General features: G+C 47.6%; 10 protein-coding genes. All 10 read left to right on the top strand.

Translation table 11 applies throughout. The annotated features are described in order from the left end of the window. Positions 1-250 precede the first annotated feature (250 nt). The 10 genes from Kalk_RS10110 to Kalk_RS10065 all read left to right on the top strand — a co-directional run bounded on the left by Kalk_RS10110 (position 251) and on the right by Kalk_RS10065 (position 16,919). A complete protein-coding gene (locus tag Kalk_RS10110; RefSeq protein ID WP_158643422.1) occupies positions 251-1,843 on the top strand; it encodes a dipeptidase in 1,593 nt (530 codons plus the stop codon). Positions 1,844-2,044: 201 nt separating this feature from the next. Beyond that, complete coding sequence (locus Kalk_RS10105; RefSeq protein WP_158643421.1) at positions 2,045-2,632, top strand: Crp/Fnr family transcriptional regulator; 588 nt, start codon at positions 2,045-2,047, stop codon at positions 2,630-2,632. A gap of 70 nt (positions 2,633-2,702) precedes the next feature. Continuing rightward, a complete protein-coding gene (locus tag Kalk_RS10100; protein ID WP_101894128.1) occupies positions 2,703-3,584 on the top strand; it encodes an alpha/beta fold hydrolase in 882 nt (293 codons plus the stop codon). Between the two features lie 190 nt (positions 3,585-3,774). Beyond that, positions 3,775-4,194, top strand: a complete 420-nt coding sequence (locus Kalk_RS10095) for a MarR family winged helix-turn-helix transcriptional regulator (RefSeq protein WP_101894127.1) — start codon at positions 3,775-3,777, stop codon at positions 4,192-4,194. Between the two features lie 90 nt (positions 4,195-4,284). Beyond that, positions 4,285-7,446, top strand: a complete 3,162-nt coding sequence (locus tag Kalk_RS10090; RefSeq protein ID WP_101894126.1) for an outer membrane lipoprotein-sorting protein — start codon at positions 4,285-4,287, stop codon at positions 7,444-7,446. A gap of 1 nt (position 7,447) precedes the next feature. After that, positions 7,448-8,773: a DUF1302 family protein gene (locus Kalk_RS10085; protein WP_101894125.1), complete on the top strand. Its 1,326-nt coding sequence runs from the start codon at positions 7,448-7,450 to the stop codon at positions 8,771-8,773. A 186-nt stretch (positions 8,774-8,959) separates the two neighbouring features. Beyond that, a complete protein-coding gene (locus Kalk_RS10080) occupies positions 8,960-11,398 on the top strand; it encodes an efflux RND transporter permease subunit (RefSeq protein ID WP_101894124.1) in 2,439 nt (812 codons plus the stop codon). 201 nt (positions 11,399-11,599) lie between these two features. Continuing rightward, positions 11,600-13,909, top strand: coding sequence for a hypothetical protein (locus Kalk_RS10075; RefSeq protein ID WP_101894123.1), 2,310 nt, complete (start codon positions 11,600-11,602; stop codon positions 13,907-13,909). 223 nt (positions 13,910-14,132) lie between these two features. Beyond that, on the top strand, positions 14,133-15,878 hold the full coding sequence (locus Kalk_RS10070; protein WP_158643420.1) for a methyl-accepting chemotaxis protein: 1,746 nt from the start codon (positions 14,133-14,135) through the stop codon (positions 15,876-15,878). Between the two features lie 198 nt (positions 15,879-16,076). Then, positions 16,077-16,919, top strand: a complete 843-nt coding sequence (locus Kalk_RS10065; protein ID WP_158643419.1) for a cupin-like domain-containing protein — start codon at positions 16,077-16,079, stop codon at positions 16,917-16,919. Positions 16,920-17,023: the final 104 nt, after the last annotated feature.

Raw genomic sequence — 17,023 nt, 5'->3', positions numbered from 1 at the left:
AAAAATCAGGCCGATACTGCGTATTTGGTGTCCTAGTAAACATCCTATCCAGTTTTAGAGCTTTTACTCTAAAGTGTCAATGGCAGGGTGAATCATTACTGTGCGTGGGGCCGCCTGCGCTCGTCACTTATTAAAGCTTGGCCACTTGGTGTCACTATTCTGTCTCCGTCTGTCAAATCTATTGATTTCGCTGGTCTTTATAATGCGAGTCTCTTTAGTAAGAGTCTTACCTTTGTCTTGGAATTTACCTATGCGATTGAATTATAAAAATACTAAACAGCTGGTTGTGGGGTTGGCGGTAACAACGGCATTAACCGGTTGTGGAAACCCCGATGGTGTTTATCATGAGGCTCTGGAATGGTTTGGTGCTCGTACCCAATACAAAAACCCAATTCCTCCCAGCAGTCAGATTCAGGCTATACACAACGCGGCTCCGTTTATTGTCGATCTGCACGCCGATACGTTATTACACCCTGACGCAGGTGGGGATGATGGCTATCGATTGTTGGTTAATGAGGAGCGTGAAGGGCATGTCGATATCAATCGAATGATTGAGGGCAATGTTGCCATGGAAGTATTTGCAGCTGCCAGTAAAGGATCCTTGGACATCGCCGGCGATACCATTCCCTGGATTACAGGGTATTACACCGATGACGATGGGGTTAAGCACTCACGCTATAACTACGTCAGGGATCCAAATGTATGGGAATACGATGACGAAAATTCACCGTATGCTGAGCATTATGCATGGGTGTCGATGGAAAGGGATTTAGCGACGTATTTTTACCGGGTTTCAGGAATGCCTTGCACCACATGGTATGAGGATGGTGGGTGGTCTTTGGACTGGGGGATAACCTCGGAGTGTACAGAGTTCGACCCCGAAAGAATGTACATCGTGCGATTGCTTGAAACAGCTAAAAAACTACATCGCGCAGCTAATCTGGATTCCAGGATAAAGCTGATCAAAGCGCAAAGTGATCTGGATGACTTGATTGCAAGGCGCCAGAATGGTGAGGCTTTAGTGGGAGCCATGCTATCAACCGAGGGCATCTATTTTCGCAGTGATGTATCCACCCCTGAAGGTGAGGCGGCCCTGACCAGTGCTTACCATGAACTTTATGATGCCGGGTTTCGTATGTTCGCGTTGACCCACTTTATCGATAACGACTACGGTGGATCGTCCACTGGAATGGCTAGAGCGCATGATGAGCTAGGGCTGGGAAGAGAAATCAAGGCAGAAGGCCTGCACTTTGCAAAAGAAGTTGTTGATAACAATACCATATTGGATCTAGCACACGCATCGAGAGCGACCTTTGTGAACTTGGTGGACTATGCGCTTGAGCGCAACGTGCCCGTGGTTGTGTCCCATACAGGATTAGCAGAAATACCTGGCACGGATGAAACCTGCAGAAACTCTCGTAATCTGTATGACCAGGAAATCATAAATGTGGCAGCTACTGGTGGTGTTATTGGTATTGGATTTGCGGAAGCATTTATTTGTGATACCAAACCCATTGCATGGGCAAAAGCAGTACGTCATGCCGTTGATGTGATTACGGATGCAGGGTTGACGGTTACCGACGCGGGTTGCGCTGAATCGGGCGCAGATAACTGTACCACGTTAGTCAACGGAGTGGATCATGTCGCCCTGGGGACAGATTACGATGGTGGCGTTGAAACCTATACGGATATAGACAGTTTGAACCAATACACAGAGGCATTAATCTGCGAAAAAACCTGGTGGAAAACGAACTGTTTAGATAATCCATTCACGGTAGAAGAAGCTTACAAAATATTAGGTGGAAATTCACTGGCGGTTATGCGGAAAATCTTGCCACAATAAAACAGTGTGTATTGTTATAAGCCCCAGCGAGCAAAGCCTGGGGCTTATAACGTATATCCCCTTTCTGTTCGTCTCTCCATACGTTTATTTCACGAACGAACTGGATTCAAATCAGCGTTATATCAACACAGAAATGATATGCCAGCCTGAAGCTGCGGGGTTATACTGCTTGTCTTCAAAGCATTCGTTGACGTGAACACCGTGACAGCAATTTATCTCCAGCGCATGCGCCATGCCCCAATATTCCGAAATATTACCGACGAGGCATGGGCGGCCATCGAACCCTTAATGCAATATCGTTCCTTTAATGCCGGGGAGTTCCTGCTACGAGGGGGCGAGCCGGCAATCTACAGCTTTTGGCTTATGAGCGGTGTTTGCCGTGAATACTTCATCACTCTTGAAGGCACCCAGCACAACAAATCATTTGTGTTTGCGGGTGATATCGCAGGCTCCCTGTATGATTTGAATAGCGGTGAACCCTCGACGGTGAGTATCGAATTCCTTGAAAGTAGCGACGGCTTTCTGATGGATTTTCGGAAATTCACAACATTGAGATCCCAGTTCCCCTGTTGGAATGTGTGGCATTTGCAGATGGCGGAAGCGCTGTTTATGAAGAAAGCGCGGCGTGAATATGAGCTGCTTACACTGAATGCAACCCAGCGCTACCAACAGTTTCTTCGCCAATATCCAGGCGTCGATCTTCAGGTGCCTTTATATCATATTGCATCTTACCTGGGCATGACGCCAGAGGCGCTCAGCCGCGTACGTAAAAAATTGTCCTTGATCTAAATCAAGGAGCCCCAAGCACACAGGTTGTTACCGTAATTCTGTCCTGCATATAACATCCTAGGCATGAATTATGAGTCATTCCCGCTTGTTTCAGTTTAGTTTTTTGACCGTTATCCCAATGGTCCTTTTTTGGATGAGTAGCGCCATGGCATCAGAGCGAACGATTTGGTTGAGCACTGGCCCCGTCAACCTGCTCGATCACGGTGAAGGCCCCACTTTGGTATTGCTGCATGCAAACCCCGGCAACCTCCGCGATTTCGATGCGATCATACCCACGCTCAGTGAAAGCTATCGCGTTATTGCCATTGACTGGCCTGGTTATGGAGTGTCTTCGGGGCTCGGCCCATTAACTACAACGACCGAAACCGCATTGTATGCCGTACTGGTAGAAGCGATGGATACGCTGGAGATCCCCGAAGCAGTCATCATCGGGAACTCTGTGGGAGGGCAAATAGCTGCCCGTTACGCTATAGAATTTCCAGATCGGGTATCGGGTTTGGTGTTGGTGTCACCGGGCGGGTTTACTCCAGACACGTGGTTGACACGCTTTTTTATGCGTTGGCAGAGCAGCCGCTGGTCGCTTGCTCCAGAATTTTTCGCCAAACTGTATATCGGTCAGCGAAACGCACATACTGCGAGCATATTCAATCGTGCGGCGAGCCTGCATTCCACCACAGATGTACTAAAAGTAACTCGTGAAATGTGGGGCAGCTTTCTTGATCCAAGCCACGACCTTTCTCAGTCGGCGCGCACTATTACCCAGCCCAGCCTGTTAGTGTTCGGCAAGCGCGATCCGGTGATTCAATTCAAAAAAGACGGGCAAGTCGCCAAAGCGGCGATGGAACATGCAGAATTGGTGGCGCTGGATTGTGGACATATGGCCTTCGCAGAGTTACCTGATGAATTTTTAGGCTTGTTGTTAGCCTTTTTGCAACGAAATAATATTCAGTGAGGCTGTGTGCCTTGGATTCATAGGCTGCAGGAGGAAACAGACTAAGTGTATGCGGGGGTGATTTCAGCCTCAGGAGTAGAGGCGTAGCCTATTACGCTGCCAAGATTACCAGATTTGCTTTCTTCCCGAATTTGACAAAGCATGCATATGCATGTATATATGATATCCATGTCACCATGGAGTAGTCGCTATGACTATTGATCCTTGCTTCAATCTCAAGCTGCGTCAGGCCGATCGAGTGCTGACCAGCCATTACAACGCTTTTCTGAGTGAAAGTGGCATCAAAGTCACCCAGTTCAGCGTGTTGCGTGTGTTGTGGTATATGAAGTGCTGCTCGCAGCAAGAACTGGAGAAGGCCTTGTTGGTGGATCAAGCTACTCTAACCCGCAGTCTTAAGCCTTTGATTCGTGAAGGTTATATAACCCGAACCCCGGATTCTGAAGATCGACGGGTGATGCTGTGCTCGTTGTCTGATGATGGTAAGGCCTTATACAAGCAAGCGCAAAAGCAATGGCAACAAGCACAGAAAAGCGTTGAGAAAAAACTGGGTGCTGACGTTATTCAGCAACTGCTGAACGTATCCGAATCCCTGGTAGAAATGAAAACCTGAAACTTACATCCTGAAGTTTACCAACGCAGCATTTGGCCTGCGTTTAATTTTAAATAAATACATGCATATACATATAATGGAGCGAACACGATGAAATTCATATTGATTGGGGTACGCTATCCCAAATCCACCCTGCTGATTGGGTTGTTGTGTCTGGGGTTGCTGGCATCCGGCCTTACCAAGATCTTTAAAGACACCCGCGCTGATGCCTTTTTGTCGCCACAGAATCCAGCACTGATATACAAAAATAAAGCCCGATCACTATTTGAAATCAGTGATCCATTGGTGATTGCGGTTGAAAGCCAAGGCCCTGAAGGTATTTATGATCCAGAAGTTCTGGCGCTGGTGGGCACCTTAACTGATGCAGTAAATGCGCTTCCAAATATCAATGAAGATCGCACCATGAGCTTGGCCACAGAGAACAATATTATGGGAACCAGCAGCGGTATGGAGGTGTTTCCATTTATGGAGCTGTTGGCGGACAGTGGGCCAGATGCGGTAAGGCAAGCGGTGCAGAATTTCCCTCTTTATAACGGCTTGTTGGTGGCAGAGGATGGTGCCATGACACTGATCATTGCCGAGCTGTATGACGACGCCAAGGCGGAAGCTACTTATCAGGCGTTGACGCAGTTGGTTGCTAATCAAAGGTTGCCGGGCTCGACAAAAATATATACAGCGGGTGAGGGTGCGGTGCTGGGTTACCTGGGCCATTACATTGATCGGGATGCAAGTCGCCTTAATCCTTTGGCCGGGTTGATCATTACTATTATGTTGATAGTGGCGTTCCGACGCTTTGCTCCAGCACTATTGGGTAACATGGTGATTGCCGCCGCTGTGCTAATGACGGTAGGCCTTATGGGATACAGTGGCGTGCCTTTCTATGTGATAACCAATGCGATGCCCGTAATTCTAATTGGAATGGCGGTAGCAGATTCCATTCATATATTTAGCTGCTATTACGAGTTGTTGGCAAAACATCCGCACTACTCCAGTCGTCAGGCCATTGAGGAAGCGACCACTACGATGGCGTGGCCTGTCACGCTCACCACCATCACCACTATGGCGGGCTTTATCGGGCTGTATGTGTCTGCTTACATGCCACCGTTTGAATATTTCGGCTTGTTTACCGCCTTCGGTGTACTGGTGGCTTGGTTCTATTCACTGTTTGTCTTGCCTGCAGTGATAGCTATCACTAAACCTAAAGTAAGTAAGCGCTGGATCAAACTGGAACAAGCCAGCAGCAAGGATGTGTTTGCGCGGGGCATGTTGGCACTGGGCGGTGCGGCTACTCGTAATGCCAATATCACAGTGGTCGTGTTTGCTGCGTTGGCAGTGGTGGGGTTGGTGCTGAGCGTGCAGCTGCGAGTGAATGACGACCGTATTGAAACATTCCACCCAGACGAGCCCCTCTATCAGGCCGATAAGGCCATTAATCAACACATGCAAGGCACCAATACTTTGGACGTAGTGATTGAAACGAATGAGTCTGAGGGTTTGTTCGATCCAGTTGTATTAGCAAAAATTGAAGCGCTACAGGCTTATGGCGAATCCCTGGCACATATTAACGGATCCATGTCGTTAGTGGATTTCTTGAAGCAGATGAATAAGTCGCTGAATGAGGATCAGAATGCATTCTACAAGCTGCCAGACAGTAAGGAGCTGGCTGCGCAGTATTTGTTGCTGTACTCGGCCAGCAGCGATCCGACTGATTTTGATAACGTAGTGGATTATGAATACCGGCTCGCCAATGTGCGCTTTTATCTGGATACGGCCGCGTTTGTCGAGACCGCACCATTAGTACAAGCAATGGAATCTTATTTGAGCGAGCACTTCAGCGATGCCCACGTAAGTGCCACCCTTACAGGTCGAGTCAATCTTAATTACCATTGGCTAAAAGATATCGGTCGCAGTCACTTTTTGAGTGTGGGTATATCGCTGGGCTTTGTGCTGCTTGTATCTATTGTGTTGTTCCGGTCGGTCGTTGCCGGTGTGATGGCAGTGCTACCAGTAGTCAGCTCAATCCTCATGGTATACGCCACCATGGCGCTACTCAAAATTGATCTGGGCATCGGTACCTCTATGTTCGCATCGGTGGCCATCGGTTTAGGTATCGATTTCGCGATTCATACTCTTGATCGACTCAAGTCGCTGTACCAAAAGGGCGTTCCCTCAACGGGCGATTTGGTGATGAATCTTTATGCCACCACTGGGCGTGCACTGTTGTTTAACTATCTGGCCGTGGCTTGTGGCTTTGGTGTATTGATTATATCCAAGGTGGTACCGCTGAATATCTTTGGCACCATCGTAGTGTTGTCTGTCACCATGAGTTTTATTGCTTCCCTGGTGTTGCTGCCTGCGTTGGTGCTAGTGCTGAAACCCGCATTTTTGTACGGAAAACACAATAATGCAGACGTGGAAAGTAGCGCAGTGTGGGTAAAGAACATAAGTATCGTTGGTTTTGTGGGTCTTATGCTTGCTCTTAACTCCCAACCGGCTCCGGCCAGTGAGTTGCCGGATGCTGCCACCATTGTAGACCGTATTAACCAAGTGGAGGAAGGCGAGCATGCCGTCAGTAACCTGCATATGACGTTGACGGATAAATCAGGAAAAGTCCGTACTCGGGAGGCTGTCAGCTATCGCAAATATTTTGGTGAAGAAAAGCGCACATTGTTGTTCTACCAGCGCCCCACCAATGTGAAAGATACCGGTTTCCTTACCTATGATTACGCCGATAGTGAAGCAGAGGATGATCAATGGCTCTACTTGCCGGCTCTACGCAAGGTGCGCCGTATATCTGCCTCGGATCGTGGCGACTATTTTTTGGGGACGGATTTCACCTACGAGGACATAAAAAAGGCAGGCAAGCTCGAAAAGCAGGATTTCGATTTTGAGACCTTGGGCGAAGAAATCATTGAAGTGGCTGGTGAATCAATAACAACCTATAAGGTGGCTGCCATCGCCAAAACCCCAAAAATCGCAGATGAGCTGGGCTACGTGCGCAGCCTGTTCTGGGTTAATCCGCACAACTGGGTCATCGTGAAAAGCGATTACTGGGATCAGAAAGAACGTTATCTGAAAACCTATACTGCATCCAGAGTATCCAAGGTCAACGGCATCTGGACCAAGCACCAGCTGGAAGTGCAAAACCATAAGACCGGTCATCATAGCCGCTTTGAATTCTCTGACGTAGATTACCAGACGCCAGTAAAGGATGACGTGTTTACGCGTCGAACCTTGGAGCGGGGGTTGTAATATGACCCATAAAACAGTCATTTCCGCTTTGGTGTTATTACTAGTTGGGATATATGCGGTGGTTTGGTCTGGTGCTGCATTTGCCTTTTCCGATATTGAAATTAACACTGAAATCGAAGTCGAGTTTGACATAGGGCTTACTGACTCAGAACTGCAGAATGCCAATACCACCATTAAACCGGAAATCAGTGGTGACCTTGCACCTTCGATACGTTATACCCTGATTCCGAAATTGGTTGCAGCCGCAGACAGTAAGCTGTATGTGGATGATCCTGATGAGAGTAACTACTCATCTTTCAATGGGCCGCTGGCGTCCAATCATCATGGCCTACTGGAGTTGGCGGAAGCTTACCTGGATTTTGCAGCCTGGGATGGATATTGGCGCCTGGGGAAGCAGCAGGTTGTGTGGGGGCAAGCCGATGGGCTGAAAGTATTGGATGTTGTAAACCCCCAGGATTACCGTGAATTTAATCTTGATGAATTTGAGGATTCTCGCATCGCCTTGTGGATGATGAACGTGGAGTTCAACACCAGTGAAGATTCCACACTGCAATTGTTGATAATACCCGACGCAACCTACAGCAAGCTGGCTGATGTGGGGACGCCATACTACATCACCAGCTCTAAATACCGCCCAGCCCTGAGTGCTGCACCCTTGCCTGTTATGATCCACGAGGTCGAGCGCCCCGTTAATGAAGTCGAATTCGGAGCACGCTACAGGTTGTTCTACTCAGGCTGGGATCTAACGTTGAACTACTTAAATCACCGTCAGGATATACCCGTCAACTATCTCAGATTGGGTTCGGGTCAGATAGATGTGGTACCTGTGTATGAGCCCAGCCAGCTGTATGGAGCCACTGCCAGCAACGCATTTGGCGACTGGGTTGTGCGAATGGAGGCAGGTTACAGCACTGAGACCTACCATGTGCGTAACAGCTTGCAGGAGGATGGCATTGCCAACACACCTGAAATCAGTTCTGTATTGGGGTTGGATTATCGGGGATTTACTGACTGGTTTCTTAGCTATCAATGGTTTCAAAGCACGTTGCTGGAATACGAAGATGACATCGTGCGTCAACAGCAACGTATGCAGCATACGCTATTGATACGCCGTTCGTTAATGAATGAAACTTTAGAGATTGAGTTGTTTATGCTGTACAGCGATGAAGACCAGGATGGCCAGGTGCGATCGCAATTAGTGTATCAGGCGACAGATACGATGCGTGTATGGGGTGGTGTGGACATCTTCTATGGCGACTTGGATGGGCTGTTTGGCCAGTTTGACGACACCGACCGTTTGGTGCTCGGAGTGGAATTCGGCTTTTAGTGGTAAACAAGCCTATGCGCCCACAAGGCGATATTAAGTTGTTGTTATATAAGGTGTTGTTGTGTTGTTCTTATCAATGTCAGGTGCGCCCATCTAACTGCCATATAGACCAAATGGCCTATTGACCAATGGGTCGTCTAATTTCATGATTGGTCCTCAATTATTCCCGAGGCCGAACTGCAACACATGAATAAAAAGAACAAAGCAAACTGGAAAGCCAAAGTCGAAACCGGCTTTGAATCCCTGGGCTTGGTTATGGGCAGACGCCCATGGTTGTGGTTGCTGAGTTGCCTGGCTGTGGTCGGGGTAATGGCGTCGCAGCTTGGCCGTCTTGAAAAGGACACCAGTATTGAAGGGTTTCTAGAAAAGGGCTCGGTTGAAATACAGCGTTATGACGCCTTCAAAGAAACGTTTGGGCGCGATGAAGTGTTTATCATCACCATGGAAGTGGAGGATATATTCACGCAGACATTTGCTACTCAGTTACACGCTCTTCACCGCCAACTGGAGGATGAAGTTCCCCACGTCAACAAAGTGGATTCGCTGGTAAATGCACGTTATACCCACGGGGCTGATGACACCCTTTATATTGAGGAGTTGTTGCCGGAAACGTTGCCCGGCGATCCTGTTGAGTTGGAAAAACTCAAGCGGTATACGTATAACAGCGATAACTACAAAAATTTTCTAATCTCTGCAGATGGCCATATGGTCGCAATGTTAGTGCGACTGAATTCCTTTAACTTTACCAAGGATAAAAATGGTAACTGGCATCGTGGTTACATGGGCGAAGACGAAACGCGTGAGGCCGATGCCAAAATCAGGGAAATCCTCGAGCCCTATCGAGGGGTTATCTCGGACGACATCCGACTGACAGGTAGTATGCCCATTGCGATCATGTTATCGCAAATACTGGAGCGGGACTTCAGTGTGTTTTCAGGGCTGGCCAATCTACTTATTGGTATGGTTCTGTTTATGATTTTTCGGCGATTATCTGGCGTGTTCATGCCGCTTTTGATTATGACCCTTGGTGTAGTTGTCACAATGAGTTTGATGGCGATACTGGGTTCGCCGATCCAGGTTAGCACCTCCATTTTGCCTGCATTCCTATTGGCGGTATGTGTGGGTGACAGCATCCATTTGCTCACGATATTTTACCGAAACTACGATGCAGGTGATGAGAAACACCATGCTATGGCCAGTGCCATGGGACACACTGGCTTGGCTATGCTGTTCACCAGCGTTACCACCGCTGCAGGTCTTGCCTCCTTTGCTACCTCGGATCTTACCCCGGTTTCGGCGTTGGGCATCTATGGTGCGCTGGGTTCGTTGATCGCGTTCTTGCTTACTATCTTTATTCTGCCCTGTCTCATTGCAATTCTGCCAGTAAAGCGCAGGCCATTGCAGCAGGATGAGAATAAAGGATTGCAACCGATGCTGGCGTGGTTTGCCCGCGTTTCAACCCAGTATCCAAAAATTATTGTGGTATCGGGTGTTGTGCTATTTGTGGCCGCAACTGCCGTTGCCAGTCAGATCAAATTCTCGCACTACCCGTTGGCCTGGCTGCCAGAAGATAACGAAACCCTGCAAGGAATAAAGAATTATGAGCAACGCATGGGGTCGACCATCAGTTTCGAAATTCTTTTGGATACAGGCAAGGATCGGGGCGTAATTAATGCGCCGTTACTGCAGGCGTTGGATAAAATTCAGCAGGATGTCGTAACGTGGGAATCGCCGGATTGGCGTATTGTTAAGGCCATTAGTGTAGTGAATGTCATTAAGGAATCTAATCGTGCCTTGCATGATAATGACGAAGCTCAGTTTGCAGTGCCCGACGATCCGGCGTTAATCAGCCAGGAGCTTTTTTTGGTTGAGCTGGATGAGCCAGATGACATCCTGAATTTAGTTGATAAAACATACCAAACGGCCCGCCTGACAGTTACCACGCCCTGGTTCGATGCAATCCATACGAAAGAGTTGGTGGATCGGCTGAGGGATCATCTGAATGCGAATCTCCAGCCCTATGGTGTTGATGTTAGTTTCACCGGTGTGGCACCCATTATGGGGGTGACGTTCGGAAAAATGCTGATTTCTACCGCGGAAAGTTATGGTTTTGCTGCCATCATTATTACATTGATGATGGTCATGTTAATCGGCAATCTTAAGCTTGGCCTGCTCAGTATGATTCCATCACTATTACCCATTCTGATTGTTCTGGCTATATTGCAACTTCTGGATGTTCGGCTGGACATGTTGACTATGTTGGTTGGCTCCATTGCGATCGGTCTGACGGTGGATGACAATATTCACTTTATGCATGGTTTCCGAAAACTCTATTTAAAAACAGGTGATCCAGCATACGCAGTTGAAAAAACACTGCTGTCCACCGGCCGTGCAATGCTTATTACCTCTATTGTGTTGAGCATTGGTTTCTCGATTTATACTCAGTCGTTGATGTCCAACATGATTATATTTGGATTGATTACCGCTGGCTGTATAGTGCTGGCCTTGTTGGCAACCTATCTGTTGGCGCCAGCGCTGATGGTGCTGGCGAATAAGCAGTACCATCAACAGCATCCACATAAGTCAGTTGCAGAGATGAAACCGGATGCGGCTCCTGTTCAATAATCGTTGTTGGGCACAGAGGCGGAGCCAATAATATAAACAAAAGACGGATGAACTTTAACTTGACTCTCATTATTCTCCTTCTTGTTCTGATTAGCAATGTGAGCGGTATATCATTGTGAGTTGACGTGATAGGGTTGTGCCACGATAGCAGCGCATTCATCGTGAAATATGAATAATTAACGATGTTCAAGGAGAAGAATAATGCGAAATACAGGGATTATCGTAATGTTCTGCATAGTGTTTATTGCAGGATGTTCACCGGTAAACATTGAGGAACCAAAGAAAAACAGCGTTCATCCTGATGTTCCTGCGGAGTTTGTTATTAGCTTTACCGCAGAACAAGCGCCGGACTTAACTATATTGTTGAACGGAGCTGATGTTACCGGCTTGTTTATGGTTGGGGATGGTGTGGTTGCTGCCAGTGGCAGCTCTCTGGCCAGTTTCACCCGCAGTGGCACCAATGTTTTTGAAGTGACAGATCCGGGCTCGGTTGCTCCTGCTCGATTTATCATTGACCGGGTCGGGCCTGTCGTACAAATACTCGATGTTGATACCAGTGATGGATTGCGGGTGGCCGGTTACCTGCAGGATGATATTGGCGCCAGTTCGCTGTCTATTAATGGCAGTTTTGCTGCCGTCGATCAAGGTGCATTTGATGAGTCGATAGTCGAAGATATTGTAAACGACTCTTTATCATGGGTTGCCTTTGATGCAGAAGATGCTTATGGGCAATTATCTCGCACGGTATTTGCCCACCCGCGAGGCACCAGTCAATCGGCAATGTTGCCGAACACGTTGCAAGCCTCCATAACGGATAATGGTATTCAGTTCCTGATTGATCGGGTAGCTGAGCCTTATTTGACCAGTTCTGATCTAACCGGTGGGCTGGTGGGAACGGTCATCGCCAGTACTGATGGCAGCGTCGGTTACGCGAATGTAACGTTGACTGGTTTGAGCTTCACCCCGCCTGCAATTGTTGCAGACCCCTTGGCATCTACATCGAATGCGCGTTTAGCCACCAATGTGAGGATGTCTCGTTTTACTGTCTCGCTGCGTGCTAGAGCGGCTACCCATCCTGTGGATCTGCCTTGGCCGATTCCTGACATTCCCAGCGTGTCTATCACCGCATCAGGTACAGGTATTGCTGATAATCCCAATTTCAGTGTTACTGCAGCTCTATCAATAGCCAATAACCGGTTCAATGTGTCCCCCAGTAACGCATCGCTTTCTGTAAGTAATTATTCAGTAGATTTCAGTGGTATCACATCCGTTTTTGAGCCAATTTTTGATTTGGTGGAACCGCTAGTGCGTGGTTTTATCTCTGATCTGATTCGGGATCAACTGACAGCACGACTGCCTGGAATTGTTGAACCGCTGTGGGCGAATCTGCCAACTGGAGCGGATATCCCTATTCTGGGTAAAACGTTCAATGTCGATACGAATCCAACAGCATTGGCGTCGCCAGCAGGCCTGAATATCAGCATGAATCTAGATACCCAAATAATGGCAATGGAGCCGGTCAATGTACCCCGTGCTTTGGGTTCGATCTATTCAGAAACATCTTTGCCAAGGTTGGGAAACACCACCCTGTCTGGATCGTCATATCATGCTGGGGTTGCTTTACCTTCCAGTGCATTAAATCAGGCGTTGCTGGCCGCATATTACAGTGGTCTCACTCACATTGCTGAGGCTGTACCCATTGGTGAGCTAAGCGCAATCAGTGGTTTGGATCAGTTTGTTGGCCCAGATGACGAAATTCAGTTTAGTATAGAGCCCACCAGCCCAGCCTATGTGAACTTGAATGATATTAATGGCGCGTTGTTGCAGTTGGGTATGGAGCGATTTACTGCGCTGGTGCAAGTAAGAAAACCAGACGCTGCGGCTTTTGTTCCGTTGTTTTCGGCGCAGCTGTCATTAAGTGCTCCGCTGGATGTTGGTGTCGGCAATGATGCTGTGGATGTAGCTCTGGATGGTATTCCAGAGGTCACAGTCTATTCGACGCAAGTATTTAACGGTTTAAATATTCCTGGATCGTTAATCGAGACCTTGGTGGATGTATTGGTGCCTCGTATCATCCCCACTATTGGGGATAGTCTGGCATCGGTGCCGCTTCCTACATTTTCTGGTTATTCGATTGCGCTGGTGGAACGTTGGTTGATCACGCCGGGTCTGGATCAAGTAGTAATAGCGGGTAATTTAGTGGTGCCGAATAGTAGAGTGCAAGCCGCCTTCACAGAGCCATACCCCGAGGCAATTGATATATATGTAGGGGAGGCCACCCGCAGCCACCATGATTACATCGATATGCTACCCATTGACCTGCTAAACCCGGAAGTTGCGGAAAACCAGACCCGTTATCGTGTAGATGATGGTGAGTGGTCGGTGTGGCGTATGCGGGATGGATTCAATGTGTATCGGGTCTTTAATGGTGATCATCAACTGCAGATTTGTCAGCGTGACATTAGCGATATGATTGAACGATGCGACACTCATGGCATCTCAATAAATTGACTGGGTAGTCGGTTTCTGCCAATCCAATTCAAATCACTATAAACCAATAATGGCCGCCAGTATGGGGGCCATTATTGGTCAATAACCTAGTTAGCTTAGATCTTCTCGCCGTTTAGCCTCCCGTCATCGAAGGCATTTTCCCAGCATTAGTTTTTGCTGATAAATAACATCAATGGTCTAGTCTTATGGATGGAGTGCAAAAATTAACCGCGAGATGCGTCATATGAGTCAAGCTTTACAGTTTCTTTTAATTCGGCAACGCATATGGCTATTGGTAGGGTTCTGCCTGATTGGGTTAATGCTCTTGGCTGGGTTGGCGATAAACAAGGCCCAGCAGCAATTTGTACAGCTAAAGCAATCGGAGTACATCAAGTTAACGAATTCAGCGATTAACGTTCTTAACTTTTACTACAAAGCCGCTGAAGAAGGTTCAATGGGTGTGGTAGAGGCCCGAAAAGAAGCCAAAAAAGCCATTAATAATATGGCGTTAGGGCCGAGAAATTATTTCTACATGTATAACCTGAAACACGATCTGATTATTTCTCATCCCTACGCGACAATTCTCTATTCCGATGACACGCCAGAAGAGATTGAAAAATCATCGGCACTGGATAAGAAAATCAGAAAGAGTCTAGAGGCGCGCTTGGGGTGGGATTCGCCGATATACAGCTCATTAGAAATTCTGGGCGAGCTGTACCCCGAAACCTACACTGGTTTTTTTGATTATTACTACTACATAGAGCCGGAAACCAAGTTTCCACTAATAAGAAAAACCTCAGAAAACTTTATTCCTGAAACCGCTGAGTTAAAGACAGCCTACGCTGCCTATTTTGAACCTTGGGATTGGATTGTGCTGACCGGTGTTTATCGAGAGGATGAAGCAGAGGCATTCTATAGTTGGCTATCAAGTATGCTGGCATTTACCGGCGCTATCATCCTGGTGATTTTTGCGGCTTCCTACGCCATTTCAAATTCTATTACCAGGCCATTGCAGAGTATCGTAACTCGCATGAAGGATATTTCTCTTGGTAGCGGTGATTTAACTAACCATCTGGAGGTTCGGGGAAAGAATGAGCTTGCTCAATTTTCTGGAGCCTATAATCGGTTTGTAGACAAAATTGCTGAAACCGTTAGAAAAGTATCTTCAACCAACCAGTCGGTGGTGCAGCACTCCGAGATAATGACTGAGATGGTCGCCAGCACGGTTGAGCGGTCAGAAGAGCAACTGAAAGAAACCGAAATGTTGGCCAGTTCGGCGAACGAGCTTTCTTATTCGGTAAAAAGCGTTGCAGAAAGAGCTCAGGAATCGTCTGAGGCTGCCAGTCAGACCGAAGCTGCGACCAACTCCGCCAACGAATCCATGTCAAAAAATATTGCAGCGATTAACAGTCTTTCCCAAACGCTGGCACAGACACAAAGCGAAGTTCATGAAATGGAAGGGTGCAGCAACCAAGTGGCGTCGGTATTGGAGGTGATACGTGGCATTGCGGAGCAAACCAATCTGCTGGCTTTGAATGCTGCGATCGAGGCAGCCAGGGCGGGGGAGCAGGGCCGTGGCTTTGCGGTGGTGGCCGATGAGGTCAGATCTCTCGCTCAGCGTACTCAAACATCGACAACAGAGATACAGAAGATTATCGAAAACCTGCAGTCAGGTACGGTCAAGGTCGTAAACGCCGTGGGCAACGGATTGGAAAGCTCTAAGGAGTGTATAAGTACCGCCAAAGAAGCAAATGATACCTTGCTGAAAGTGGTGGATTACGCATCAAGAATAAATCAAATGAGCAATCAGATTGCCAGCGCGGTTGACGAGCAATCCCAGGTAACCCACGAGATAGCGCTAAGCACTCAAAAGATATCAAACAGTTCCCGATCTAACTTAGACGGGGCTGAGCTTAATAAATCCGAGATAGAAAATATGAATTGTGAGCTGAAGGAAATGCGGGCATTGGTACAACAGTTCAAGGTTTAGACGCTATAGACATCGGCGAGTAGAGCCCTGATTGTTTAAACAGGCTGTATATTGGTAAGTAATTAACGAATATTTCTGTGATCCTATCGCTATATCCTGTACGATTATTGGTCTATGCTTTAACGAGTAGAGTAGTGTTTGTTTCGTATGGTTGCCCCTGCTCTTCTTGAGATTTGGGTTGCGGAGATTGGCGTTGTCATGGGTAAAACAGTTGTACTGGAGGAGCTTTTGCAGGGTGAGCTCATAGAGCGGGTTCATGCTTCGGAATTTACCCGGCGTCGATTTATCCAGGATTTTTTCATGCGTAGCAAGCCTTTGATTATAGAAGGCGCTACTGCAGACTGGAAAGCATCAAGCTGGACTCTGGATAATGTTAGCCAGTACATCCCTGATCAATCGGTCAGCGTGCGCAATAAGCCTGATGGTGTATTGTTCGATGCGAATAGTATGGCTCATGAGGCCGTGGATATTCCGTTGCACCAGTATCTGCATTTGCTGCGTAGCGGCAAGAATGAGACTCCGATGTATCTTGCGCAGACCAATCTGGCCGGTTTGCTTTCTAACCCTGAGATATACGCACCACGCTTTAAATACCTGAGGCGCGCAGATTATCTACTGCAAACCAACGTCTGGATTGGAACCCCCGGTTTGGCCACGCCATGCCATTACGACTTTGCTCATAATTTTTATCATCAGATCTGCGGTCATAAACACATCACTTTGTTTTCACCTGAAGACTCCGCCAGGCTTTATCCCAATCCCAAGATTCCTGCTATCAGTCTGGTTGATGTGGCATCCCCCGATGCCGAGAAATTCCCGGACTTTAAAAATACTCGGCCCTTGCAGTTTGTGGTCGGCCCTGGTGATTCGGTATTTATCCCGGCCGGCTGGTGGCATTATGTAGCTTCAACCTATGACAATAACATCTCTATCAATCAGTGGTATTTACGCCTGTGGAGTCGAAATACTCACCAATTGAAAATGATCCCACCAATGATCGCCCATGGAGTTAAGCATCTGCTTGCCGCTCGCAAGCGTTGAGTTTATACATCTATTAAAATAATTTGTCGTCCTGGGCCAGTTGCGCCTGCTGATTCGATATTCCAGAATAGATTCTGCCAATAGTATGCCATGCCGATTGTGGC

Source organism: Ketobacter alkanivorans (genome assembly GCF_002863865.1).
GTDB classification, from domain to species: domain Bacteria; phylum Pseudomonadota; class Gammaproteobacteria; order Pseudomonadales; family Ketobacteraceae; genus Ketobacter; species Ketobacter alkanivorans.
Note: the sequence above shows the minus strand (reverse complement) of the source record. Positions and strands in the feature narration are given on the sequence as shown.